Source organism: Streptomyces sp. NPDC058576 (assembly GCF_042718715.1).
Classification (GTDB): domain Bacteria; phylum Actinomycetota; class Actinomycetes; order Streptomycetales; family Streptomycetaceae; genus Streptomyces.
In genome coordinates this window covers 50,506-75,739 of record NZ_JBHXPF010000026.1, presented here as the reverse complement: position 1 = coordinate 75,739, position 25,234 = coordinate 50,506, and the positions used below count along the sequence as shown (strand labels likewise).

The window sequence follows — 25,234 nt, the reverse complement described above, 5'->3', positions numbered from 1 at the left end:
GGGCGTGAGCTGGGCGGGCTCCGGGACCACCCTCAGCCTGTCCGGCGCTTGAGGACGGAACCGTCCGCTCGGTGGGCGTGAGCTGGGCGGGCTCCCGGGGCCACCCAAGCCCGTCCGGCGTTTGAGGACGGAACCCTTCGCCCGGTGGGCGAGCCCTTTGCGGACCCCGGGGAGCGGGAGACCCTGATGCGCACCCGAGTACGTGCTCGACGGTTCCGTCCTCAAACGCCGGACGGGCTGGAGCGGTCGCCCGACGAGCTGGAGTGGTCGCCCGACGAGCCGGAGTGGCCCCCCGACGAGCCGGAAACGTGGTCGCCCGCCGAGCCGGAAGAGCGGCCCCCCGCCGCCGCCCGGGGGGCCTCCTGGTGGCGGGTCAGGAAGTCGGACACCGGGGCCGCCCCGGCCCGGGACTCGAGCACGCGGGCCGCCCCCGCCAACATCCCCCGGATCCGGGACGACTGCACCCGGGTCAGCAGATCCAGCACCTGGTGCCCCGTCGCCGCCGCCTCCTCCGCCCGCCCCGCCCGGGCCAGGTCACCCGTGAGCTGGGCCCGGTACAGCGCCAGGTTCCGGGTGAAGTGCGCGTCCTGGAGCGCGACCGCCCGCCGCCCGTGCCGCGCCGCCCGGGACCAGTCGCCCAGCGCCGACCAGCACTGCGCCTCCAACAGCTCCAGCTCCGCTTCCCGGAAGAAGCTCATCCACTCCGGATCACCCGCCGCGGGCCCCCGGTCGAACGCCGCCCGGGCCCGCCCGATCGCCCGGTCGCACCCCGTACGGTCCCCGAGCCCCGCCCGGCCCCCCGCCTCCCGCAGCGCGAGCAGCGCCAGCAGCCGGGGTGAGCCGAGCGTGCGGGCCGCCCGCTGCCCGGCCTCGGCTGCCCGTACCGCCTCACGCGGCCGCCCCGCGTCCCGGGCCAGGAACGACGTGTTGCAGAACGCGTGCGCCTCAAGCCCGCCGTCCCCCGCCAGCCGCGCCGTCGCCAGCGCCTCCGCGTAGTGCGAGCGGGCGTCGTCGAAGCGGCCCGAGTCGTGGGCCAGCCAGCCGACCGAGATGGCCAGCTCGCCCGCGCCCGCGTGCAACCGGTCCGAGGTGGCGCGCCGTGCGCTGCTCCCGGCGTCGAGCAGCTCGTACGCCGCGCGCAGCGGCTGGGCGGCCCGCCGGTAGAGCCCGTCCGCGCCGTGCCGGTCGTCCAGCAGGCGGATCTGCCGTACGGCCTTCTCCACGGCGATCACCTCCGCCTCGCCGACCCGGCGCTGCGCGGGCATAGAGACCCGGGCGGCGGAGGCGGGCGCCCCGCCGAGACCCAGGGAAGCGGCCGCCACCGTGGCGGTGCCGCTCGTCATGAACACGCGACGCAGCACGTCGCTCTCCTCGGGGATGTCGTCGGTTTCGGTGTCGCGGTGCACCAGGGCGGGGGCGGGCCCCGGAGAGCGCTCCGGGGAAGCGGTCTCGGGCGGGGGTTCGGACACGACCCGGGCGCCCCGCCCCCGTACGCTCTCGCGGGCCGAGAACCCCAGGTCGGTCAGGGACGCCCCGGGGAACATGTGGAGGAAGACGCGTTCGTAGGCGTAGTTGGGGCAGCGGATCTCCCCGGACTCCACGCGCCCGATGTACCGGGCGTCGCACGCGACCTGCTCCCCGATCTCCCGGGCGGCTCTGCGGACGGCCGCCGCGAACTCTCCGGCGGAGCGCTGCCCGCGCAGCTGGCGGAAGGCGAGGTTGGGAACTGCCCCTGTCGACGCCATGTCCGGCCCCTCTCTGGTGCAGCCGGGGTCGTGCCACCGGCGTCCCCGGGCCTCCCCGGTTTCCCCGGCTTCCCCGGAGTTCCGGTGTCCCGGCGGAGCAAGAACGTACCTGCTGTGACGGTTCGCACACACAGCGTTTCGTTGCGAAAGGGGCATACCACCCGTGATCCGCCATGAACTGCCATCCTTTGCGGCGGTGTGGGCCCGTAGCCCTTGACGCACCCACGGCGTTGGTCCATGTGGAGACGGAGTGCGGCTCCGTTCGGCGATGAGAGGAGGGGTTCCCTTGTTGCACCTCGGCAGGGAGACCGGCTCACGGACGACCCCGATGAACCCGACGGCCCCGATGAATCCGAAGAACCCCGCACCCCCGGTGCCGGTGCCGGTGCACCTGAAGCCGAAGCCGAAGCCGGTGCGGGTTCGCGAGACCCCCGCCCCGGCGGACCAGTCCCTGGACCTCGTCACGGTCCCGGCGCGGCAGGGCCTGGAAGCCGTCGACATCCTCCGCCGCGGCGCGGACCAGGAGGCCGTCGGCCCGGTCCTGCACGACGGGGCCTGCGACACCCTCGGCTTCCTGGTGCCGCCGGGCACCGCCGACGGCTGGGACGTACCCGGCAGCGCCTGTACGCGGACCGACGGCCGCGGGCTGCGCATCCCCGCCGAGCCGCCCGGCTCCGGATCCGGCTGGCTGCTCCCGCCCGCCGAGGACGCCCCGGTCACCGATCCGGCCGTGCTCCGCGCCGCCCTCGACCAGGCCGCCCGGCTGATCGAGGCGGCCGACAACTGCTGCTGAGCCCATAATGGCCGGACGGGCGGAGCACCTCCGCGAGGCCGGCGACCCGGGCCCCCACCAGCAAGGACCAGCGAACGTGGCACGTCGAGGAACGCCGGGCCGGGGCAAGGGGAAAGCCGCGGACAAGGGCGCGGGCACGAAGGCGCAGGGGCGCCAGGACGGCGGACGGGGCTCCGGGCGCGGATCGGTCCGGGCCGAGCGCGAGCCGGTCTCCCGGCCGGTCGGCGGCGGGCTCGCCGAGCTCATACCGGACCGGGAGCGCCCGCACGGCTGGACGCTCCTGATCGACGGCGCCCCGCAGTCCCACGTCGACCTCGACGACCCCGCGCACCTCTCCTTCGCCTACCAGCGCCGCCTCGGCCACGTCATCGACCTCGCCGCACCCCCGCTCCGGCCGCTGCACGTCCTGCACCTGGGCGGCGGCGCGTTCACCCTCGCCCGGTACACCGCCGCGACCCGCCCCCGCTCCACGCAGCAGATCGTCGAGCTCGACGCGCCCCTCGTGCAGCTCGTCCGCGACCACCTCCCGCTGGACCCCCAGGCCCGCGTCCGGGTCCGGGCGGCCGACGCCCGCGAGGGGCTCGGCAGGTTCCCGGACGGCTGGGCCGACCTGGTCATCGCGGACGTCTTCAGCGGGGCCCGCACCCCCGCCCACCTCACCTCCGCCGAATTCCTCACCGAGGTGCGCCGGGTCCTGAAGCCCGAGGGGCGCTACGCCGCCAACCTCGCCGACGGCCCCCCGCTCGCCCATCTGCGCGGCCAGGTCGCCACCGCCGCCGCCGTCTTCCCCGAACTGGCGCTCGCCGCCGACCCGGTGGTGTGGCGCGGCCGCCGCTTCGGCAACGCGGTGCTCCTCGCCTCGGCCCTGCCGCTCCCGGTCGCCGAGTTCACCCGGCGGGTGGCGAGCGACCCGCACCCGGGCCGGGTCGAACACGGCCGCGCGCTCACCGACTTCACCGGCGGCGCGGCCGTCGTCACCGACACGGCGGCCAAGCCGTCGCCCGCGCCTCCGCCGTCCGTCTTCGAGAGGCCATGAGGCAGGGGCTCACGGTTCGACGACCTGCACCGTCGGCGGCGTCCCGTTCCAGGTGCAGAACACCGAGTACGTCTTCCCGTCCTCCCCGCCCCCGTCGCCGAAGTCCACCCGGATCCAGGCGTCGTTCGTCCACACCTGCATCGACCAGCCCGGCTCCGGCGTCGCCGAGACGAGCTTCGCCGAGTCGGCGCCCAGCTCGAACACCACCCGGCCGCCGTCGGTCCGATAGCTCTTCACCTGCCCGGAAGCCTGTCCCGAACCCTGTCCCGAACCCTGCCCCGGAGTCGACCCCGCCGGCGGCTTCGCCGGGGTGGCCGACGGCGTACGGGAGGGGCGCGGGGCCGACGGCGAGGGGCGCGCCTCGCCGGTGCGCGACGAGGCGGAGGGGGCGGGCGACGTCCGGTGCGTCGAGGAGACGAGCGGCGCCTCGGTGCTCTGCCCGATGCGCTGAGGAGGCCCCGCGCCCACGGAGATCGGCACGGCCCGGGGCGGGTCGTACGCCGTCCCCGTCATGACCGTGTGCACGCCCCACCACGAGAGCGTGACCGCCGCGCCGGTGGCGAGCGACCACGCCAGCGCGTGTACGAGTCCTCGTTGCATCCGGCACATCCTGCCCCACCCGGCCCACTCCTGGCTCGCCCCGGGTTCTTCCCGGAGCGTGGGGAAACCGCCCTTCCCCGGCCTTTGCGGAGGATTCCGACGGGGCCGGGACCGGGCCCGCCGCCATGGCGTACGGTGCCGCCCATGGCAAGTGTGCTCGTGGTCGAGGACGACCAGTTCGTACGTTCCGCCCTCATCCGGCACCTCAGTGAGGCCTCCCACACGGTACGGAGCGTGGGCACCGCGCTCGAAGCGCTGCGCGAGGTCGCGCACTTCCGCTTCGACGTGGTCATCCTCGACCTCGGACTGCCCGACCTGGACGGCGCCGAGGCGCTGAAGATGCTGCGGTCCATCACCGACGTACCCGTCATCATCGCCACCGCCCGGGACGACGAGAGCGAGATCGTCCGGCTGCTCAACGACGGCGCCGACGACTACCTGACGAAACCGTTCTCCGTCGAGCACCTCTCCGCCCGGATGGCCGCCGTGCTCCGCCGCTCGCGCGCCACCGGGGGCGAGGCGCCGCCGCCCCGGGTCATCCGCGTCGGCGGGCTCTCCATCGACCCGTTGCGCCGCAGCGCCGAGCTGGACGGCACCGGACTCGACCTGACCCGGCGCGAATTCGACCTGCTCACCTTCCTGGCCGGGCGGCCCGGCGTGGTCGTCGCCCGCAAGGAGCTGCTGGCCGAGGTCTGGCAGCAGTCCTACGGCGACGACCAGACCATCGACGTCCATCTCTCCTGGCTGCGCCGCAAGCTCGGCGAGACCGCCGCCCGCCCGCGCTATCTGCACACCCTGCGCGGCGTCGGCGTGAAGCTCCAGGCGCCGGCCGACGCGCCGGCAGTGGAGCCGCCCGCATGAGATGGGCCCTGGTCAAGGTCTGCCTGGCGGTCACCGCGATGGTCGTCATCGCCTTCGCCGTACCGCTCGGACTCGTCATCCGGGAGATGGCCAGCGACCGGGCCTTCTCCGACGCCGAACGCCAGGCCGCGACGATCGCCCCGACCCTCTCCATCACCACCGACCGCGAGGAGCTGACCCGGGCCGTCCTGTCCACCGAACCGGGCGACCGGGGACGCCTCGCCGTCCACATCCCGGCCGCCGCCTCCGACGGTAAGGGGAGCGCGGCCGGGGACCGGGACGGGGGCGGGCCCCTGGACATCGGAACCCGGCGCGCCACCCCCAAGGACGTGGAGACCGTGCGCAAGGCCGGGCGCGCCTCCGTCACCGAGGTCACCGGCGGTTTCGCGCTTCTCCAGCCGACCGCGCTGAGCACCGGGGACATCGCCGTCATCGAGGTGTTCGTCCCCGAGGGCGAGGTCTCCAACGGGGTCGCCACCGCCTGGCTGATGCTGGCGGGCGTCGGCGTCGCCCTGATCGTCGGCTCGGTCGCGGTCGCCGACCGGCTCGGCATCCGCATGGTGCAGCCCGCCCAGCGCCTCGCCGGGGCGGCCCAGGACCTGGGGGAGGGGCGCCTCGGCACCCGGGTCCCCGAGGAGGGCCCCACCGAACTGCGGTCCGCCGCCGTCGCGTTCAACTCCATGGCCGACCAGGTCGTCCAGCTCCTGGCCAACGAGCGCGAGCTGGCCGCCGACCTCTCGCACCGGCTGCGCACCCCGCTCACGGTGCTCCGGCTGAACGCCGCGTCCCTCGGCGAGGGCCCGGCGGCCGAGCAGACCCGGGCCGCGGTCCAGCAACTGGAGCACGAGGTCGACACGATCATCCGCACCGCCCGCGAACAGCGCCCGCAGACCCAGGGGGTGCAGACGGGGGCGGGCTGCGACGCCTCCGAGGTGATCCGCGAACGGATGGGCTTCTGGTCGGCGCTCGCGGAGGACGAGGGCCGCGAGGTGCGCCTCGCGGGAGTCGACCGTACGGTACGCATCCCCGTCGCCCGGCCCGAACTGGCCGCCGCGCTGGACGCGTTGCTCGGCAACGTCTTCCGCCACACCCCCGAGGGCACCGCCTTCGCCGTCGACGTCCACCACAGCGGCGACGCGGTCATCGTGCTCGTCTCCGACGCCGGGCCCGGGATCGACGACCCGAAAGCCGCCCTAGCCCGCGGCGCCAGCGGGCGCGACGGGGCGAGCGGTTCCGTCGGCTCCACCGGCCTCGGCCTGGACATCGTGCGCCGGGTCGCCGAGTCCACCGGCGGCGACCTGCGCATCGGCCGGTCCGTCCTCGGCGGCACCGAGGTCCGGATCTGGATCGGCCTGCACGGCAGCCGGCCCGAGCGCGGACGGCGCGGCCACGGCCGCCGCGTCGGCCGCCGGACCGGCTGGCAGCGACGCCGGGAACCCCGGACCACGACCGGTCCCGGGCCCCAGCATTAACCCGCACCCATGCGTTCCTTAAGCGCGCCCTAAGAACATCAACCCCCGCCCGCAACGCCCCTTTTGCCCGTTCCGCTGCCGCTAGCGTGCTCTCGCGTCCCCCGAACAGATCCGCAGAACACACAGGCAGGCAGGCACGTTGATGGTTTCCCGTACGCACCGCCGCACGACGGCGGCCCGCACCAAGGCGATCGGCGCCATCGTGGCCGCGGCCGTCGTCGGCGGCACCGTCCTCGCCCTGTCCGGCACGGCGCAGGCCGCCGCGGTCGGCGCCGCGTACACCCGTACCAGCGACTGGAACGGCGGCTACACGGGTAGTTACGTCGTCACCAACGAGACCGACGAGACCCTCACCGACTGGACGCTGGAGTTCGATCTCCCGGCGGGCACGAGCATCGGCTCGCTCTGGAACGGCGAACACACGGTGAAGGACCGCCGCGTCACCGTGAAGCCCGCGAGCTGGGACAGGGAACTCGCCCCCGGGAAGTCCGTGACCGTCGGCTTCGTCACCTCCGCCACCGGCACCGCGGGCGACCCGGCCGGCTGTCTCATCAACAACGCCGCCTGCTCCGCCGACGGCGGCGCGACCCCCACCCCCGGCGGCCGCCCCACCGACACCCCGACCGAGGCCCCGACGCCGACGGCCACCCCCTCGTCCAGCCCTTCCGCCACCGCCCCCACCGAGCCCCCCACGCCGACCCCCACCGCCACCGGCCGCCCCGGCGGCGGTGGGGAAACCGGCGCCCGGTTCGCCCCCTTCGTCGACACCTCGCTCAACCCCGCCTACGACCTCCTGGACACCGTCGAGCAGACCGGCGTGAAGGAGTTCCACCTCGCCTTCATCACCTCCGGCGGCGGCTGCGCGCCGCTCTGGGGCGGCGTCACCGGCCTCGGCGACGACCAAGTCGCTCAGCAGATAGCCGCCCTGCGGGGCAAGGGCGGTGACGTCCGGGTCTCCTTCGGCGGCGCGGCCGGCGCCGAACTGGCCCTCAACTGCTCCTCCGCCGACGATCTAGCCGCCGCGTACGGCAAGGTCGTCGACGCCTACGACCTCACCAAGGTCGACTTCGACATCGAGGGCGCCGCCCTGCCCGACGCGGCCGCCAACACCCGCCGCTCCCAGGCCATCGCCCAGCTCCAGAAGAAGTACCCGGACCTCGACGTCGCCTTCACGCTGCCCGTCATGCCCGAGGGCCTGACCCAGCCGGGCGTGGACCTGCTGGCCGACGCGGAGAAGAACGGCGTCCGCGTCGACGCCGTCAACATCATGGCGATGGACTACGGCCCCGCCTACAGCGACGACATGGGGACGTACGCGATCCAGGCGGCGACCGCCACCCAGGCCCAGATCAAGGGCGTCCTCGGCCTCTCGGACGCCGCCGCGTGGCAGGCCGTCGCGGTCACCCCGATGATCGGCGTCAACGACGTCGTCACCGAGATCTTCACCGTCGAGGACGCCGGCCAACTGGTGAAGTTCGCCCAGGAGAAGGGCATCGGCCGCCTCGCGATGTGGTCCGGCACCCGGGACAAGGCCTGCCCCGGCGGCCCCAAGCCGGAGGCCGACGCCACCTGCAGCTCGATCGACCAGGAACCGCTGGCCTTCACGAAGGCGTTCGCCGCCTACCGGTAGCCCGCACGATTCGCCCCGCTCCACCGCGCCCCCCACGCGCGCCCCGGCCGGACCACCCCACCTCCGGCCGGGGCGCGTTCTTCCCGGTCCCCGGAAGACGTCCTCAGCCGCCGGACGGGCGGGAATCGCCCGCCCGCCACTCCTCCGCGTACGCGTCGAAGATCGCCCGCAGATGGTGGCCGATCTTCAGATAGTCCAGGTCGTCCAGGTTGGCCAGCGACACCCGCACCGACCACTCCGGACCGTCGAAGCCACCGCCGTTGAGCAGGACCACCGAGGTCTGCTCCGCCAGCCGGAACAGCGGGTCGACCGGCTCGTAGTTCTGCTCCAGGAAGTCGGCGAACGGCTTTCCGTGGACACGCTCCGCCTCGGCCAGCAGGTCCAGTTCGATGTAGTACGCCGCCCGCTTCGGATCCTCCGAGATCTTCATGTGCGCCCCCTCCAGCAGGAGTTCGAGCCGCTGCTGGACGATCGCCCGGATCCGGTGCTTGTACGCCTGCCCCTCGTCCAACATGTCGAACAGCGAGAACAGCGCCATCATCACCTGCTGCGGCAGCGAGAGACCCGCCGTGTGGTTCAGCGCCACCTGCCGGGAGTCCGCCACCAGCCGGTCGATGAACCGGATCTTCTCCGGCTCCAACGACAGTGACCCGTAACGCCTGTTGAGCCGGTCCTTCTGCTCCCGGTCCTGCTTTGCCAGCATCGCGTCGATCACGTTGTCGTCGTGCAGCGCGATCACCCCGAGCCGCCAGCCGGTCGCCCCGTAGTGCTTGGAGTAGGAGTAGACCAGGAGCGTGTTGCGCGGCAGGTCGGCCGCGAGCGAGCGGAAGCCCTCCACGAACGTCCCGTACACATCGTCGGTCACGATGATCAGGTTCGGGTTCCGCTCGCCGACGATGGACACGATCTGCTCGGAGACCCGGGTGGAGAGCGCCAGCGAGGGCGGGTTGCTCGGGTTCACGCAGCAGACCAGCTTGATCGAGGGGTCAGCGAGCTTGCCGATCTCCTCCTCCGGGTAGCGCCACTGCCGCACCCCGGTCTCGGTGAACAGGCTCGCCTCCACCCGCACCACGTCGAAGTCGTACGTGTCCAGCTCGGGGATCTCCAGGTACGGGGTGAACACCGGCACCAGCAGGGCGATCCGGTCACCCTTCTCGAGGATCCCGTTCTTCATCAGCGAGTCGAAGATGTAGCACATCGCCGCCGTGCCGCCCTCGGTGGCGAACAGGCTGAGCGTCTGTCCCTCGGGCGGCCGGTGGTCGAACATCTCGTCCGCGACATAGCCGCGCACGATCTCCTCGGTGTGGCGCAGGATCCGGTCCGGCACCGGGTAGTTGTCCCCGATCGAGGAGTCCGCCAGCTCGTGCAGGAACGCCTCCCGGTCGAAGCCGAACCGCTTCACCGCCAGGTCCACGCTCGCCTTCAGCAGCTCGATGCCCGGCAGCTGCGGGTGCGTACGGACGAAGTGCTCGAAGCGCTCCGCACACCCCGGCTCTTCCGGCATGCCGCCCAGGTTGTCGGCCGTCCACACCCGCCGGGACTCCGAGATCGCGAAGTAGCCGAGCGCGTGGTACGCCTCGCGGGGCCCGGTGGCGACCCAGTTCGGGTTGCCGCGGCCCGCGTTGAGCATGGCCCGGGTGGTCTTCCCCTTCTGGCCCGGTCGGCCGCTCTGTGCGGTGGTCGCGATCTGGATGAACTTGTCCTTCAGCTCGAAGGGCGAGAGCTGGGCGAACGAACGGATCTCTGCACGGCTGAGGCTGGTCCTGGGCATGGCGGTGTCCGTCTCCTTCGGGTCGGTGGTCGTGCGGGGCGATCACGTCAGGCCCCCAGGACGCCGACCAGGATGGGCCCGGTCAGGGGCAGCAGGAAGTTGGAGAGCGTGTACGTGATCGTGTAGCCGAGAAGCGGGACGGAGCTCTGGGCCACCTGGGTGATGGAGGTGATGGCCGGGGTCGAGCACTGCTGTCCGGCGATGGCCCCGATCAGCAACGGCTTCTCGATCTTCAGCAGCTTGCGTCCGACGATCAGCGAGATCGTCGCCGGGACCAGCACCATGGCGATGCCCGCGAACGGCAGCAGCGCCCCGTACTCCTTCAGCAGCGGCCAGGCCTGCGGCCCCGCCGCCAGTCCCGTACAGGCGATGAAGACGGCCAGGCCCATGTCCTTGAGGGTGCTCGCGGCCTGCGGCGGGAACGCGCCGAAGGTCTGGCTGCGGGAGCGGAACCAGCCGAAGACCAGTCCCGAGACCAGGCAGCCCCCACCGGTGCCGAGCGACATCGGGACGTCCCCGAGCTTGACGACGATCTGGCCGAGCAGAGAGCCCGCCACGATGCCGAAGCCGAGGTAGATGAAGTCGGTGGCGTCGTTCTTCACCACCGCGCCGAGCTTCGCGACGAGCCGGTTCAGCCCGCCCCGCGCGCCGACCAGGGTGAGGACGTCGCCCCGGGCGAGGACCGTCTCCCCGCTGGCGGGCAGGTGCTGGTCGTTGCGGAGCACGTCGGTGACGTAGACGCCGTCCTTGCGGAACTCCGGGTGCCGCTTCTCCAGCCGGTCGATGGTCGCGCCGATCGTCTCCTTCTCGGTCACGGCGACCTGGCTGGTGGCCAGCGGGGTGTCGAGCCCCGGCACGGCCGGGGTCTCCGGGCCGATCTCCCGGCCCGCCTCGATGATGGCCGCCCGCTCCCCGACCACCTGGACCAGGTCGCTGAGCGTCAGCTCCAGACCGGGGGAGGGCGTCAGCAGCTTGCTGCCGCGCTTGACCCCCTCGACGGTGATCCGGCCGCTCATGGCGCTCTGGAGATCACCGACGGTACGCCCGTCCGCCCGCGTCACCAGATACGTGCGGCCGACCATGCCGGGCAGCGCCTCGCGCTCGTCGGACTCCAGCCCGGCCTGTCCGCCGCGCATCTTCTCCCACAGCTCGCGTGAGGCGTCCGCCAGGTTGATGCGCAGCAGCATCGGCATGATCTGGCTGGTGAAGAGGACGAGGGTGATCAGGCCGAACAGATAGCAGACCGTGTACGCGGTGGCCACATGCCCCTGGTACTGGGTGATCTGCTCGGAGGTCAGGTCGCTGAGCTTCCCGATCGCCTCGGTGGCTGTGCCCACGACGGCCGACTCGGTGGCCGCTCCCGCCAGGATCCCGGAGGCGGTGCCCACGTCCAGGTCGAAGGCCTTGGCGAGCCCGAGGGCGATCCCGAGGACACAGACCACTTCGATCAGGCAGAGCGCGAAGAAGCGCAGGCTCTTGCGGTTGAGGTTCGCGAAGAACTGCGGCCCGGCCAGGTAACCGAGCGAGAAGATGAACAGTGCGAAGAAGACCGTCTTGACGTCGTCGTCGACGCTGACGTCCCGGGTGCCGATCAGCAGCGACACGATCAGGGTGCCGCAGATACCGCCGAGCGTGATCGGGCCGACGCGGAGCTTGCCGACGAGATAGCCGGCCGCGAGGCAGAAGAAGAGAGCCAGTTCGGGATGGTCGCGCAGGACGCCCATCCCGCCTCACTCACCGGGGCTGGTGTCGGCGACCAGAATGATCAAAAGGTGCATAAGGGAGAAATTAACAGGGGAGGAACGCCCCAGCACCTCACCCGGCCCAGGGTGCCCCCGTTCACCTTCCGATGGAAGGGGTGCCCAAGTGCCCCTCCGTGGCGCGCCGGACATCCCTCGGCAACGGAATCGTCTTCAACTCTTGACACCCACCCCCTTCAGGCAGCAACCTTCCGGCAACGGCGCATGGGAGCGCTCCCACTCTGGGGGAGGGTCTCGCGCGCTTCCTCTTCCCGCAGCAGATCCGACGCCCTCCGCCCTGCCTCGCGGAACAGCGCCGGCCCCACCCCGGAACACTCCCGGAACAAGGAGCAGTGGAATGCGCATCACCCGCAGCGTTGCCGGTCGACGACCGAGAACCGCCCTCGTGGCCACCGCGGGCCTCACGGCCACCGCCCTCCTCCTCACCGGATGCGGCGGCTCGTCCGACTCGGACAAGGGAGCCGACGCGAACGGCAACATCACCCTGACCGTCGCCGACTTCGGGCAGTTCGGGTACAAGGAGGCCGGGCTCTTCGAGAAGTACCACGAGCTGAACCCGAAGATCACGGTCAAGGAGGACACCACCGCCGAGGAGAAGAACTACTACCCCAAGCTCCTCCAGCAGCTGAACTCCGGCAGCGGCCTCGCCGACGTCCAGGGCATCGAGGTCGGCCGGATCAAGGAGATCGTCGACACCAAGGCGGACTCCTTCGCCGACCTCTCCAAGGCCATCGGCGTCGACGCGTGGGTGTCGTGGAAGGCGAAGCAGGCCACCGCCCCCAGCGGCGCGGTCATCGGCGCGGGCACCGACATAGGCCCCATGTCCCTCTGCTACAACCGTGAGCTGTTCGAGAAGGCGGGACTGCCCACCGACCGCGCCGAGGTCGCGAAGCTGACCGAGGGCGGCTGGGAGGACTTCCTCGCCCTCGGCGAGCAGTACAAGAAGAAGGCCCCGGCCGGCACCTACTTCATGGACTCCGCGAGCGCCATGTTCAACGCCGTCGTCAGCTCCAGCCCCGAGCAGTACTACGACGCGAGCGGCAAGCCGATCTACCGGGAGAGCGCCAGCGTCGAGAAGGGCTGGAAGCTCGCCGCCGAGGCCGCGTCCAAGAAGCTGACGCAGGGCCTGGCCCAGTTCGAGGACCAGTGGCAGGCGGCCCTGCGCAAGAGCACCGTCGCCACCGTCGTCTGCCCCGCCTGGATGGCCGGCCAGATCTCCACGTACGCCGGTGACGCCAACAAGGGCAAGTGGGACATCACCCGTGCGCCCGGCAACACCGCGGCCAACTGGGGCGGCTCCTTCCTCGCCGTCCCCAAGTCCGGGAAGAACGTCGAGGAGGCCACCAAGCTGGTCACGTGGCTGACCGCCCCCGAGCAGCAGGCCGCCGTCTTCAAGGCGATCGGCGTCTTCCCGTCCAACCAGGGCTCCTACGAGCTGCCCGACGTGAAGAACGCGACCCTCCCGTACTTCAACGACGCCCCCATCGGCCAGATCTACGCCGACGGCGCGAAGTCCATCCCCGAGGCGGTCCTCGGCCCGAAGGACGGCGTGATCAAGGACTCCATCTCCACCCAGATCAACAACATGGAGCAGCGCGGCACCAGCCCCGACGACGCCTGGGACGCGGCCGTGCGGACGATCGACAAGGCCATCGGCTGATCCGAGGCCGCCGGGGGCGCCCGACAGCCCCGGCACCCTGAGCGGACCGAGCCGGCAGCGGCGCCGGGGCGGGCGACCCCCGCCCGCCCCGGCCGCCCGGCCCGCGACTCCCACTCCTCCCGCCCGGCCCCCGTCTCCCGCACCGCCCATCGCCCTCCGCCGCCCCGGCCGTCCGTCGGCGCACCCAGGGAAGGACTCCCCGCCCGTGGCAACCTCGACCCCCACCCGGGATGCGTACGTACCCCCGCCCCGCCGGCCGCAGAAGGAACCGCCCAGCGAGCAGCGGCAGTTGTGGCGCAGCCGGCTCTGGCGTTTCGACGACAAGGCGTCCCCGTACGCGTACATCGCGCCGTTCTTCCTCGTCTTCGGGGCCTTCGGGCTCTACCCGCTCCTCTACACCGGCTGGATCGCCCTGCACCGGGTGGAGATGACCGGCCTCGACTCGATGGAGTGGGTGGGCTGGGAGAACTTCGACAAGATCCTGCACGACCCCGAGTTCTGGACGTCGGTCAGCAACACCTTTCTGATCGGCGTCATCTCCACCGTCCCGCAGCTCCTGATGGCGCTGGGCCTGGCCCACCTCCTCAACTACCGCCTGCGGGCCAGCACGTTCTGGCGCACGATCATCCTCACCCCGTACGCGACCTCGGTCGCCTCGGCCGCCCTCGTCTTCGCGCTGGTCTTCCGGGCCGACGGCGGACTGCTCAACTGGACGCTCGGTCTGGTCGGCTTCGATCCGGTCAACTGGGCCAACGGGCACTGGACGTCGAAGCTCGCGATCTCGATCATCGTGATCTGGCGCTGGACCGGCTACAACGCGCTGATCTACCTCGCCGCGATGCAGGCCGTCCCCAACGACCTCTACGAAGCGGCCTCGTTGGACGGCGCGTCGCGCTGGCAGCAGTTCCGCAAGGTCACCATCCCCTCGCTGCGGCCGACGATCCTGTTCACCATCGTCATCTCCACCATCGGCTCCATGCAGCTGTTCGGCGAGCCGCTGCTGCTGGAGGGCGGCGCACTGGGCGCCACCGGCGGCAACGAGAACCAGTACGAGACGCTCAGCATCTACCTCTACAACTACGGCTGGAACCTCGGACATCTCGGTCCGGCGGCAGCCGTGGCCTGGGCCATGCTCGCGCTCCTGCTGATCATCGCCGCGGCCAACTGGATCGCCGGCCGATTCTTCCGCACGTCCGCGGTCTGACCGGGAGCGCCCCATGACCATCACCAGCACCACGCCCCCCGCCCCCGTGAAGCTCGCGCCGGCGCCGAAGAGCGGTGGACCGTCCCGCCCCAGCCGCTTCCGGATGGGCGCCGGACAGCAGCTGAAGGGCGGCCCCTTCGCGTACGTCGCGCTCGCCGTCGTCGGCTTCGGCTCGCTGCTGCCGCTCTACTGGACCCTGGTCGCGGCCTCCCGCACCCAGGACGAAGTCCTCGCCTCCACCCCGCCGTTCCTCCCGGGCGGAAAGCTGATCGAGAACATCCGGACCGCCTGGGAGCAGGCCAACCTCGGCAAGGCGATCCTCAACAGCGTCATCGTCTCGTCCTCGATCACCCTCGCGACGCTCTTCTTCTGCACGCTCGCCGGATACGCGTTCGCCAAGATGCGCTTCCGGGGCCGTGGCTGGCTGATGACCGCCGTCATCGCCACGCTCACCATCCCGCCGCAGCTGAGCGTCGTCCCGCTGTTCATGATGATGTCCGGACTCGGCTGGGGCGGCCAGCTCGAATCGGTGATCTTCCCGACGCTGGTGAGCGCGTTCGGCGTGTTCTTCATGCGCCAGTACCTGATCGAGGCGCTGCCGTACGAGCTGATCGAGGCGGCCAAGATCGACGGGGCGAACAACTTCCGCATCGTGGTGAGCGTGGTGCTGCCGGTGGCGCGCCCCGCGATGATGGTGCTCGGGATGCTGACCTTCGTCCAGGCGTGGAACGACTTCTTCTGGCCCTACCTGGCCCTCAACCAGCAGAACCCGACCCTTCAGGTGGCTCTCGGCCAGCTCAGCGCCTCGTACACCCCCGACCAGTCCATCGTCATGGCGGGCGCGCTGATCAGCACGCTGCCGCTGCTGGTCGTGTTCGTCCTCTTCGGCAAGAAGATCGTCGGCGGGATCATGTCCGGCGCGGTCAAGGGCTGACGGCCCACCCCCCTCGTCCCACTCCTCACCCCTCACTGCCTCCAGGGAGCGCTCCCGCATGACAGTCGTCCGACCCGACACGGTCCCGCAGCAGGCCCCGGCCGCCACCGCCCCCTTCCCGACCGGCTTCCTGTGGGGCGCGGCCACCGCCGCGTACCAGGTGGAAGGCGCGGTCACCGCCATGGGCCGCACCCCGTCCATCTGGGACACCTTCAGCCACACCCCCGGCAAGGTCCTGAACGGCGACACCGGGGACGTGGCCGCCGACCACTTCCACCGCTACCGCGACGACGTCGCCCTGATGAAGCGCCTCGGGCTCCAGGCGTACCGCTTCTCCGTCTCCTGGTCCCGCGTCCAGCCCACCGGCCGGGGCCCCGCCGTCGAACGCGGCCTGGACTTCTACCGATCGCTCGTCGACGAACTGCTCACCGCCGGCATCACGCCCGTCGCCACGCTCTACCACTGGGACCTGCCGCAGGAGTTGGAGGACGCGGGCGGCTGGCCCGAGCGCGCGACCGCCGAACGGTTCGCCGACTACGCGGCCATCATGGCCCGCGCGCTGGGCGACCGGGTCGCGATGTGGACCACACTGAACGAGCCCTGGTGCTCGGCCTTCCTCGGTTACGGATCCGGGGTCCACGCCCCCGGCCGCACCGAACCGGCCGCCGCGCTGCGGGCCGCCCACCACCTCAACCTCGCCCACGGCCGGGCGACCGAGGCGCTGCGCGCGAACCTCCCCGCTGCCGCGCAGACCTCGGTCACCCTCAACCTCCACCAGGTGCGCCCGCTGGCCGGCAGCGCGGCGGACGCGGACGCGGCGCGCCGGATCGACGCGGTGGGCAACCGGGTCTTCACGGGCCCGATGCTGAAGGGCGCGTACCCGGAAGACCTCCTGACCGACACCGAACGCATCGTCAACTGGCCCGAGTTGATCCACGAGGGCGACCTGGCCGCGATCGCCCGGCCGATCGGCGTCCTCGGCGTCAACTACTACACGCCCACCATCGTCAGCACGCCCGCCTCCGGCTCCGGGGACACCCGCGACGACGGCCACGGCAGCAGCGACCACTCCCCGTGGCCCGGCTCCGAGCATGTGGCCTTCCACCTGGCCGAGGGCAAGCCGCGCACCGCCATGAACTGGTCGGTCGACCCGAACGGCCTGCACGCCCTCCTCATGGACGTCTCGCGCGAGCACCCGGACCTGCCGCTGATGGTCACCGAGAACGGGGCCGCCTTCGACGACGCCCCGGACGCGGACGGCCGGGTCCACGACCCCGAGCGGATCGCCTATCTGCGCGGCCACCTGGAGGCGGTACGCCGGGCGGCGGCCGACGGGGCGGATGTGCGGGGCTACTTCCTCTGGTCGCTGATGGACAACTTCGAGTGGGGATACGGCTACGCGAAGCGTTTCGGCGCGGTGTACGTCGACTACGCCACCCAGCGCCGTACGCCGAAGTCCAGCGCCCACTGGTACGGCGACGTGATCGCCCGCCACGCGCTGCCCCCGGCGACCGGCCCGGCCGCCTGATCCACGAACAGCGGTGGTCCCGGGCGCCCCGACCGGGACCACCGCGTCCGCATGTCCTGGGAGCGCTCCCATTACACTGTCCGTACCCCCGCCGGGGTGATCGTTCCAGGACTTGGATTGACGTTACGGCTGTGAGAAATTGACCGGGAACGGGGAGGCAGCCATGGCGGCAGCGCGAGTACGGAGCGGCGGGCGGCCCACGCTCGAAGAGGTGGCGGCCAGGGCCGGGGTCGGCCGGGGCACCGCCTCGCGGGTCATCAACGGCTCGCCCCGGGTCAGCGAAGCGACCCGCGAGGCGGTCGAGGCGGCCGTCGCCGAGCTGGGCTACGTCCCCAACCGCGCGGCCCGTGCCCTCGCCGGCAACCGCACCGACGCCATCGCGCTGGTGGTGCCCGAGCCCGAGACCCGCTTCTTCGCCGAGCCGTACTTCTCCGCCATAGTGCGCGGAGTCGGCGCGGCCCTGGCGGACACCGAGATGCAGCTGCTCCTCACCCTCGTCGGCAATGATCGCGAGCGCCGCCGCCTCGCCCAGTACCTCACCGCCCACCGCGTCGACGGGGTCCTCCTGGTCGCCGTACACGCGGACGACCCGCTGCCGGAGCTGCTGGAACAGCTGGGCATGCCCTGCGTGATCAGCGGCGCCCGGCACGCGGCCGAGACGCTGCCCTCGGTCGACTCCGACAACTTCGAGGGCGCCCGGGCCGCCGTCGAGCACCTGGTCTCCCGGGGCCGCCGCCAGGTCGCCACGATCACCGGCCGTCTGGAGGTCTACGGCGCCCAGCGCCGCCTGGACGGCTACCGCGCGGCCCTCTCCGCCGCCGGCCTGGCCCCCGACGAGCGCCTCATCGCCCCCGCCGACTTCACCGAGGAAGGCGGCGCCGAGGCCATGCGCGACCTGCTCGCCCGCCGCCCCGGCCTCGACGCGGTCTTCGTCGCCTCCGACGTGATGGCCGCGGGCGCCCGCCAGGTCCTGCGCGAGGCGGACCGCCGCGTCCCCGAGGACGTCGCCCTGATCGGCTTCGACGACTCGGTGGTCGCCCGCCACATGCACCCGGCCCTCACCAGCGTCCGCCAGCCGATAGAGGAGATGGGCCGCCGCATGACCCAGCTCCTCCTGGACGAGATCGCGGGCCGGGCCCCGGGCGGCGAACGCCCCTCGGTGGTGCTGCCCACGGAACTGGTGGTCCGCGACTCGTCGTGACCGGTGCGGGGGCGGCGACGGCGCCGCATCGGCGGTGGCGCAGGTCACGGTCACCGCGAAGCCCGTCGACTGCAAGAGCACCGAAAGCGGAAGGGCCCCGGTCCGAAGACCGGGGCCCTTCCTTCAGGGTGAGTAACGGGACTTGAACCCGCGACATCCTGGACCACAACCAGGTGCTCTGCCAGCTGAGCTATACCCACCATGTCGCCCGGTCGTTTCCGACCGGCCGAGAAAAAGTGTACAGGGTCCGGGAGGGTGCTCGCGCCCCCGTTTCCCGGGGCCGGTGCACGGGCGCTTTCACGCCCGTGACCAGCGGGTTCCTACGGTGCGGCCGGGGCCGACAGGCGCGCCGCGATCTCCTTGGCGCGCTCGGAGTCCGGGCCGGGCTGCGGCACGAAGACCGCCTCCCGGTAGTAGCGGAGCTCCGTGATGGAGTCACGGATGTCCGCCAGCGCCCGGTGGTTGCCGTTCTTGTCCGGGCTGTTGAAGTACGCCCGGGGGTACCAGCGCCGGGCCAGCTCCTTGACCGAGGACACGTCCACGATCCGGTAGTGGAGGTAGCCCTCCAGATCCCGCATGTCCCGCGCCAGGAAGCCGCGGTCGGTGGAGACCGAGTTTCCGCAGAGCGGGGCCTTGCCGGGCTCCTTCACATGCTCACGGACGTAGGCCAGGACCTGCTCCTCGGCGTCCGCCAGGGTGGTGCCCCCGGCCAGCTCGTCGAGGAGGCCCGAGGCGGTGTGCATCTGCCGCACCACCTCGGGCATGGTCTCCAGGGCCGCGTCCGGCGGGCGGATCACGATGTCCACCCCTTCGCCGAGCACGTTCAGCTCCGAGTCGGTGACCAGGGCGGCCACCTCGATGAGTGCGTCGTCCGTCAACGAGAGCCCGGTCATCTCGCAGTCGATCCACACCATGCGGTCGTTCATGCGCCCCACCCTACGGGGCACTCCGCTGTCCAGGCAGAGCCGGGCGTCCGGGAACGAACGCGTCAGGACCGGGCAGGGAGTGATCCCCGGGCCCCATCGAAGCCGCCACGGCGACCGGCGCGGCGGACAGGGGCGAGCCCCGGCGTCCGGACGGTGGCCCCTGGCTGGGCACCATCGTCTCGACCACCGTCGCGGCGCTCTCCGCCACCCCCTGCGGACGACGGGCCCGATAGGCGGCCCGGTACGCGGCGGGGGAGGAGCCGAGCTGGCGGCGGAAGTGCCCGCGCAGCGCGACCGGGGAGCGGAAGCCGCAGCGGCCGGCGACCTCGTCGACCGAGTAATCGGAGGTCTCCAGCAGCCGCTGCGCCTGCAGCACCCGCTGGGTGATCAGCCACTGCAGCGGTGCGCTTCCGGTGAGCGAACGGAACCTGCGGTCGAAGGTCCGCCTGCTCATGTAGGCGCGCGCCGCGAGCGTCTCCACGTCGAACTGCTCGTGCAGATGCTCCAGGGCCCAGGCCACGACCTCGGCGAGCGGGTCGGACCCGATCTCCTCCGGTAAAGACCTGTCCAGGTAGCGCTCCTGCCCGCCACTGCGCCGCGGCGGCACGACCAGCCGGCGGGCGAGTGCCCCGGCGGCCTCCGTGCCGTGGTCGGTGCGGACTATATGGAGGCAGAGGTCGATCCCGGCGGCCGTGCCGGCGGAGGTGAGCACATCGCCGTCGTCCACGAACAGCTCGCGCGGATCGACGTGCACCGACGGATAGCGCTTGGCCAGCGTCGGCGCGTACATCCAGTGCGTGGTGGCCGGCCGGCCGTCCAGCAGGCCGGCGGCCGCGAGCACGAAGGCTCCCGTGCACAGACCGACGATGCGGGCGCCCTCCTCGTGGGCGCGCCGCAGCGCGTCCAGTGCTTCGGCGGGCGGCGGCGAGGTGATCGACCGCCAGGCGGGCACCACCACGGTGCCGGCCCTGCTGATCGCCTCCAGGCCGTACGGCGCGGTGAGTTCGAGCCCACCGGTGGTGCGCAGCGGCCCTTCCTCGCCGCCGCAGACCAGCAGGCGGTAGCGGGGAACTCCCGCGTCCTGCCGGTCGATCCCGAAAACGGAGAGCGGGATGGAGCTCTCGAAGATAGGGCCGCCGCTGAAGAGCAGCACGGCAACGACTTCCCGGCGTCGCCGCCCGGTCAGCTTGCGTGCGGCCTCGGTCGCGGCGGCGGAGTCCTGGCTCATGACGCTAAGCCCCCCTCGGTGTTCGCGTCTCCCTGGTCCTTACGGGCCTGTCGCTCCTGCACGTTTCCCCTCGGTGTCGCACGTGTCCCCAGTCTCCGATTTCCAAGATCGAATCTACTGCGTCGCGTGGTCCCGCCGTGACACCTTCCCCCACCAGCTCAATGTCGATAAGGAAACGTGGCGTGAAGCGTTCGATCACGAAGCGTTTCACCTGCGAAGCGCACAGGGAAGTGCCCTTCGACAACGTGGCCCGTCCGCGTTGGGTGAAAGCGTACCGCGCGGTCCGTTCCTGCCTGGTGGGCGGTGGGTTGTCCGGCCATCCGGCCAAGGGTTCGGCACTCGGCCGAAGTTGGCCGAAAAACATCGGTTGTGTGTGCTGTATCCGGTCACGCCGGGCGCACAACCGCCGTGTGACGGCCGCGCCGGTGCGCTCCCTCGCGGCCGTGCGTCATGGCGTGTTCGGACCGCCGCGGGCGGATGCGGCGGCCCGTTGCCGCGCGGCCGGGGCCGAGTTCCCGCAGGGCCGCGTTACCGACCGATGTGCCGTGGGGCACGAGAACCGCGGGTGCCGGCCGGCGGCCGGGGGCGGCCCGGCGGGCCCCGGCGCCCGCCGGCCCGGGCACCCTCGCCGGACCCGGTTCGAACGGTGGCCGCGAGGGGTTCGGTGACGGGTCACTCGTCGGGGTGACGGCCTGGCGGCGGTGTGGCCAACAGGGACCGGGTGCGGGCCTCGCCACCACCCGCGGCGGGCTGCCGCGGGCGGTCGCGAAAAACAGGACGCCCGCTGGTGTTCGCCTCCTCCGAGGCCCGTGTACGACACAACCGGCATTGCCATCCCGGACAGGCTCGGGCATGCTCCCTCCAGCGTCACGCACGCTTTTGCGGGGGTCTGGGCGGTGGAGGAGTGACGCCGTACCCTTGGGGGTATGGGGTTGGGAAGATGATTCCCGGACAGAGCTTCACCACCAGCTGATGCACCTCTCGAAACCGTTCCCTCCTCACGAGGACTCTCTTCGCCGAGACACCGATGGCCGGTCACGAAATCCCTGAACCCAAAGACCGCAAGCCGGTAGCCGACCCCGGGTCGGAGCCGCGGACGGTCGAAGAAGCACGCCATGCGTGCGATCCCGCCTTCCGGCACGGAGTCGTGGTCGGTTTCGACGGCTCCACGTCCAGTGAGCGGGCCCTCGCCTACGCCATCGGCATGGCCGGCCGCTCGGGCTCCGGCCTGATCATCGTCCATGTCGCCAACCGGCTGCCGACCACCGTCTGGGCGGGCTGCGAGCCCCCCGTCTTCGTCGACGTCCCCGACCACCGCACCGAGGTCCTCGGCCTGGAGCTGGCCTGCGCGGACTACCTCTCCGAGGTTCCCTGGGTGCTCGTCGAGCGCGGCGGCGACATCTGCCACGAGCTGGAGGAGGTCGGCCGGGAGTACGCCGCCGACGCCATCGTCGTGGGCTCCACGCACGGCATCGTCGGCCGGATCTTCGGGTCTGTGGCCGGCCGGCTCGCCCGCCGCGCGCAACGCCCCGTCATCGTCATCCCCTGAGCGGCACCCGAAGCGCCCCCATGACCTGAGGGGCCGCCAGAAGCCCCTGCGGCAGCACGCGTTGGGCCCCGTACCGTCTCCCTGACGGTACGGGGCCCAGGTCGGTGTCCGGCCGTCTACTCGACCGTCACGGACTTCGCCAGGTTGCGCGGCTTGTCGATGTCCCGGCCCATCGCGAGGGCCGTGTGGTACGCGAACAGCTGGAGCGGGATGCCCATGAGGATCGGGTCCAGCTCGTTCTCGTTCTTCGGCACGACGATGGTGTGGTCGGCCTTCTCCTGCACCTGGTGGGCCACGGCGAGGATCCGGCCGCTGCGGGCCTTGATCTCCTCCATCGCGGCGCGGTTCTTCTCCAGCAGGTCGTCGTCCGGCACGATCGCCACGGTGGGCATCGCGGGCTCGATCAGCGCGAGGGGGCCGTGCTTCAGCTCGGAGGCCGGGTAGGCCTCGGCGTGGATGTACGAGACCTCCTTCAGCTTCAGCGACGCCTCGCGGGCCACCGGATAGCCGCGCACCCGGCCGATGAACATCATCGACTTGGCGTCCGCGTACTCCGCCGCGAGCCGCTTGATCTCGTCCTCGTTCGCGAGGATCTCGCTGATCTGGTCGGGCAGCCGGCGCAGCCCGTCGATGATCCGCTTGCCGTCCGCGACCGACAGGTCACGGATCCGGCCCAGGTGCAGCGCGAGCAGCGCGAAGGCGACCACGGTGTTGGTGAAGCACTTGGTGGAGACCACGCAGACCTCCGGGCCCGCGTGGACGTACGTACCGCCGTCGGCCTCCCGGGCGATCGCGGAGCCGACCACGTTGACCACGCCGAGGACCCGGGCGCCCTTGCGCTTCAGCTCCTGGACGGCGGCCAGCACGTCGTACGTCTCGCCCGACTGGGAGACCGCGACGTACAGGGTGTCGGGGTCGACGACCGGGTTGCGGTAGCGGAACTCGGAGGCCGGCTCGGCGTCGGCGGGGATACGCGCCAGCTCCTCGATGAGCTGGGCGCCGATCTGGCCCGCGTGGTACGACGTGCCGCAGCCGAGGATCTTGATCCGGCGCACCCCGCGTGCCTCGCGGGCGTCCAGGTTGAGGCCGCCCAGGTGCACGGTGGAGAACCGGTCGTCGATCCGGCCGCGCAGGACGCGGTCCACGGCGTCGGCCTGCTCGGAGATCTCCTTGTGCATGTACGTGTCGTGGCCGCCCATGTCGTACGACTCGGCCTCCCACTCGACGGTGGTCGGCGTGGCCGTCGTGGTCGAGCCCTCCGTGGTGTACGTACGGAAGTCGTCGGCCTTCAGGGTGGCCATCTCGCCGTCGTCCAGCGTGACGACCTGGCGGGTGTGGGCGACCAGGGCGGCGACGTCGGAGGCGACGAACATCTCCTTCTCGCCGATGCCGAGGACGACCGGGGAGCCGTTGCGGGCGACCACGATGCGGTCGTTGAAGTCGGCGTGCAGCACGGCGATGCCGTAGGTGCCCTCCACGTGGCGCAGCGCCTCGCGGACCTTCTCCTCCAGGGTGTCCGCCTGGGCCCGGGCGATCAGGTGGACCAGCACCTCGGTGTCGGTCTCCGAGAGGAAGACGATGCCGTCGGCGGTGAGCTTGGCCCGCAGCTCGGAGGCGTTGTCGATGATCCCGTTGTGGACGACGGCGACCTTGTTCTCCGCGTCCAGGTGCGGGTGGGCGTTCTCGTCGCTCGGGGCGCCGTGGGTGGCCCAGCGGGTGTGGGCGATGCCGGTGGTGCCGGCGAACCGCTTGGGGACCTTGGCCTCCAGCTCACGGACCCGGCCCTTGGCCTTGACCATCTTCAGAACGCCCGGCTTTCCCGCCGCGGCCTTGCCGGTGATGACGATGCCCGCGGAGTCGTACCCCCGGTACTCCAGCCGCTGCAGGCCTTCCAGCAGCAGCGGAGCGACGTCACGCTTCCCGATGTATCCGACGATCCCGCACATGGATTCTCTGCCCCTCCATCGACGTACACGTACACACATGCTTTGCGGCGCCCCGCGCACGGGCGCCCGGCTCGCTCAGCCGTAGACGATGCGGCGCAGCTGGCGGAGCGAGAGCTCCGGCGGCGCCACGGCGCGGTGCGGCAGCTCGGCCGCGATCCGCTCGAAGATCTCCGTGTTGACCAGGCCGCCGGACTGCAGTTCGCGGTGGCGGCGCCGGACGAAGTCGTCGGTGCTCTCGTCGAAGTACGCCAGCACGTCGAGGATCACCCGGGCCGCCTCGCCGCGCTGGAGCGCGGTGGAGCGTACGAGGTGATCGATGAGGTCGTCGTGCGACGAGCGGCGTTCAAGCACCCGTCGATACTGCGTGCCGGGGCGCGCTTATGCAAGAAATCTGCCCGATATCGGGCAGGGGGTGCCGGAAAGGTCGCCCGATCGCCTCACATGCTGCGCAGAACGGCCTGCTTCGCGGTGCTGAACTCCTCGTCGGTGAGGACTCCGGCCCGGTGCAGCTCGCCCAGCTCCCGCAGCCGGCGCAGCAGAGCGTCGTGATCGCCCGCGGGCGGGGTGGCCGGCACGGCGGCGGGCTCGGCCGCCTTGGTCAGGGACGAGGGAGCCTCCGGTCCGTCCGGAGCCGCCCGGGCCCCGGGCAGCCGCATCAGCACCGCCGCGGCGACCAGGACCGCGGTGTGCTCCTTCTTGGACATCCCCCACAGGTCCAGGGCGTACGGGTCGTACTTCGGCGGAGCGGAGACGGGCCCCTCGACCGGCTCGAAGCGCAGATAGCCGTTCTCCAGACCGATCGAGGGCAGCCACCGCACGCCCGCGATCCGCGACAGCGGGAAGATGGACGCGCCCCCGGCCGTCTTGGACTCCTCGGCCTTCCAGTTCCAGGTCAGCCGGACGCTCTCGCCGTCGAAGGACGCCGTGCCGTCGCCGCCCCCGCCCGAGACCGGAAGGGTGGGGCCGGGCAGCAGGAAGCGGTCCACCGGGCCGTCCGGCACCTGCTCGATCAGGAGCGCGTTGCGGACCTCGTCGACGAAGTACTCCGCGACCCCCGTGCGGTCCTTCTCCACGGTCAGCACATAGGGGTCCGCGCCGTCCCGGAGCCGGCCGTCGGCGGCCCGCAGCACCGGGCAGGCGCCCCCGCGCAGCCGTAGCCGCAGCCGTCCGCCCTTGCGGTCCGGCTCGAACGAGACGCCCGCCACCGCCTCCAGCGGGACGGCGATCTCACCCAGCTCCTGCCGGACCGGGTGCGCCTTTCCCCCCGGCACGATGCGCACGGTGTCCCCGTCGAACGTCCACGTTCCGTCCCGCTGGATGATTTCTGCCATGGCCCCGATTCTGCCAGCCGACCGCCCTCGGGGAAGGGGTGAGCGCCCGAGGGACCGTC

Annotated in this window: 19 protein-coding genes, 1 tRNA gene and 1 pseudogene; 11 read left to right on the top strand and 10 right to left on the bottom strand. The window is 71.9% G+C overall.

Translation table 11 applies throughout. The annotated features are described in order from the left end of the window. Positions 1–221 precede the first annotated feature (221 nt). The gene (locus ACFWRV_RS19720) at positions 222–1,745 is read right to left on the bottom strand and encodes a tetratricopeptide repeat protein (protein ID WP_384336214.1); all 1,524 of its coding nucleotides are present in this window, start codon (positions 1,743–1,745) and stop codon (positions 222–224) included. A 346-nt stretch (positions 1,746–2,091) separates the two neighbouring features. On the opposite strand from ACFWRV_RS19720, the gene ACFWRV_RS19715 reads away from it, so the two are divergent. Both ACFWRV_RS19715 and ACFWRV_RS19710 read left to right on the top strand, forming a co-directional pair. Beyond that, the gene (locus ACFWRV_RS19715; protein ID WP_384336261.1) at positions 2,092–2,538 is read left to right on the top strand and encodes a hypothetical protein; all 447 of its coding nucleotides are present in this window, start codon (positions 2,092–2,094) and stop codon (positions 2,536–2,538) included. A 76-nt stretch (positions 2,539–2,614) separates the two neighbouring features. Next, the gene (locus tag ACFWRV_RS19710; protein ID WP_384336212.1) at positions 2,615–3,574 is read left to right on the top strand and encodes a spermidine synthase; all 960 of its coding nucleotides are present in this window, start codon (positions 2,615–2,617) and stop codon (positions 3,572–3,574) included. 9 nt (positions 3,575–3,583) lie between these two features. Here the strand turns inward: ACFWRV_RS19710 and ACFWRV_RS19705 are convergent, their stop codons facing one another. Beyond that, complete coding sequence (locus tag ACFWRV_RS19705) at positions 3,584–4,174, bottom strand: hypothetical protein (protein WP_384336210.1); 591 nt, start codon at positions 4,172–4,174, stop codon at positions 3,584–3,586. A 144-nt stretch (positions 4,175–4,318) separates the two neighbouring features. Here ACFWRV_RS19705 and ACFWRV_RS19700 point away from each other — a divergent pair, with 144 nt between their 5' ends. From ACFWRV_RS19700 to ACFWRV_RS19690, 3 genes are all read left to right on the top strand, one after another. Continuing rightward, the gene (locus ACFWRV_RS19700) at positions 4,319–5,035 is read left to right on the top strand and encodes a response regulator transcription factor (RefSeq protein WP_384336208.1); all 717 of its coding nucleotides are present in this window, start codon (positions 4,319–4,321) and stop codon (positions 5,033–5,035) included. Further along, complete coding sequence (locus ACFWRV_RS19695) at positions 5,032–6,507, top strand: sensor histidine kinase (RefSeq protein WP_384336206.1); 1,476 nt, start codon at positions 5,032–5,034, stop codon at positions 6,505–6,507. The genes ACFWRV_RS19700 and ACFWRV_RS19695 overlap by 4 nt, the downstream gene beginning before the upstream one ends. 142 nt (positions 6,508–6,649) lie before the next feature. Then, positions 6,650–8,137, top strand: coding sequence for a cellulose binding domain-containing protein (locus ACFWRV_RS19690; RefSeq protein ID WP_384336204.1), 1,488 nt, complete (start codon positions 6,650–6,652; stop codon positions 8,135–8,137). A gap of 103 nt (positions 8,138–8,240) precedes the next feature. On the opposite strand, the gene ACFWRV_RS19685 is transcribed toward ACFWRV_RS19690, so the two are convergent. Together ACFWRV_RS19685 and aspT are read right to left on the bottom strand one after the other, a co-directional pair. Further along, a complete protein-coding gene (locus ACFWRV_RS19685; RefSeq protein ID WP_384336202.1) occupies positions 8,241–9,908 on the bottom strand; it encodes a bifunctional aspartate transaminase/aspartate 4-decarboxylase in 1,668 nt (555 codons plus the stop codon). Between the two features lie 47 nt (positions 9,909–9,955). Beyond that, positions 9,956–11,632 (bottom strand): aspartate-alanine antiporter, encoded by a 1,677-nt coding sequence (aspT, locus tag ACFWRV_RS19680; protein WP_384336200.1) that lies wholly within the window; start codon positions 11,630–11,632, stop codon positions 9,956–9,958. Positions 11,633–11,669: 37 nt separating this feature from the next. Between aspT and ACFWRV_RS19675 the strand changes: the two are divergent. From ACFWRV_RS19675 to ACFWRV_RS19655, 5 genes and pseudogenes are all read left to right on the top strand, one after another. Continuing rightward, positions 11,670–13,112 (top strand): annotated as a pseudogene (locus ACFWRV_RS19675) (extracellular solute-binding protein); the annotation flags it as partial. A gap of 421 nt (positions 13,113–13,533) precedes the next feature. Next, on the top strand, positions 13,534–14,532 hold the full coding sequence (locus tag ACFWRV_RS19670) for a carbohydrate ABC transporter permease (protein ID WP_384336198.1): 999 nt from the start codon (positions 13,534–13,536) through the stop codon (positions 14,530–14,532). A 13-nt stretch (positions 14,533–14,545) separates the two neighbouring features. Continuing rightward, positions 14,546–15,466 (top strand): carbohydrate ABC transporter permease, encoded by a 921-nt coding sequence (locus ACFWRV_RS19665; protein ID WP_384336196.1) that lies wholly within the window; start codon positions 14,546–14,548, stop codon positions 15,464–15,466. Positions 15,467–15,524: 58 nt separating this feature from the next. Further along, positions 15,525–16,994, top strand: coding sequence for a GH1 family beta-glucosidase (locus ACFWRV_RS19660; RefSeq protein WP_384336194.1), 1,470 nt, complete (start codon positions 15,525–15,527; stop codon positions 16,992–16,994). A 163-nt stretch (positions 16,995–17,157) separates the two neighbouring features. Then, on the top strand, positions 17,158–18,195 hold the full coding sequence (locus ACFWRV_RS19655) for a LacI family DNA-binding transcriptional regulator (RefSeq protein WP_384336192.1): 1,038 nt from the start codon (positions 17,158–17,160) through the stop codon (positions 18,193–18,195). Between the two features lie 127 nt (positions 18,196–18,322). Here the strand turns inward: ACFWRV_RS19655 and ACFWRV_RS19650 are convergent. The 3 genes from ACFWRV_RS19650 to ACFWRV_RS19640 all read right to left on the bottom strand — a co-directional run bounded on the left by ACFWRV_RS19650 (position 18,323) and on the right by ACFWRV_RS19640 (position 20,349). Continuing rightward, a tRNA-His gene (locus tag ACFWRV_RS19650) sits at positions 18,323–18,395 on the bottom strand. A gap of 120 nt (positions 18,396–18,515) precedes the next feature. Next, complete coding sequence (gene orn / locus ACFWRV_RS19645; protein ID WP_384336190.1) at positions 18,516–19,121, bottom strand: oligoribonuclease; 606 nt, start codon at positions 19,119–19,121, stop codon at positions 18,516–18,518. Between the two features lie 10 nt (positions 19,122–19,131). After that, positions 19,132–20,349, bottom strand: coding sequence for a helix-turn-helix domain-containing protein (locus tag ACFWRV_RS19640; RefSeq protein ID WP_384336188.1), 1,218 nt, complete (start codon positions 20,347–20,349; stop codon positions 19,132–19,134). A gap of 1,027 nt (positions 20,350–21,376) precedes the next feature. Here ACFWRV_RS19640 and ACFWRV_RS19635 point away from each other — a divergent pair. Further along, on the top strand, positions 21,377–21,898 hold the full coding sequence (locus ACFWRV_RS19635) for a universal stress protein (RefSeq protein ID WP_026290787.1): 522 nt from the start codon (positions 21,377–21,379) through the stop codon (positions 21,896–21,898). Positions 21,899–22,014: 116 nt separating this feature from the next. On the opposite strand, the gene glmS is transcribed toward ACFWRV_RS19635, so the two are convergent. The 3 genes from glmS to ACFWRV_RS19620 form a co-directional block, all read right to left on the bottom strand. After that, positions 22,015–23,844, bottom strand: a complete 1,830-nt coding sequence (glmS, locus tag ACFWRV_RS19630) for a glutamine--fructose-6-phosphate transaminase (isomerizing) (protein WP_384336186.1) — start codon at positions 23,842–23,844, stop codon at positions 22,015–22,017. A gap of 75 nt (positions 23,845–23,919) precedes the next feature. Then, a complete protein-coding gene (locus ACFWRV_RS19625; RefSeq protein WP_003968990.1) occupies positions 23,920–24,195 on the bottom strand; it encodes a hypothetical protein in 276 nt (91 codons plus the stop codon). 86 nt (positions 24,196–24,281) lie between these two features. Further along, entirely contained in the window at positions 24,282–25,175 is an 894-nt protein-coding gene (locus tag ACFWRV_RS19620; RefSeq protein WP_384336184.1) for a DUF4429 domain-containing protein, read from the bottom strand. Between the last annotated feature and the right edge of the window lie 59 nt (positions 25,176–25,234).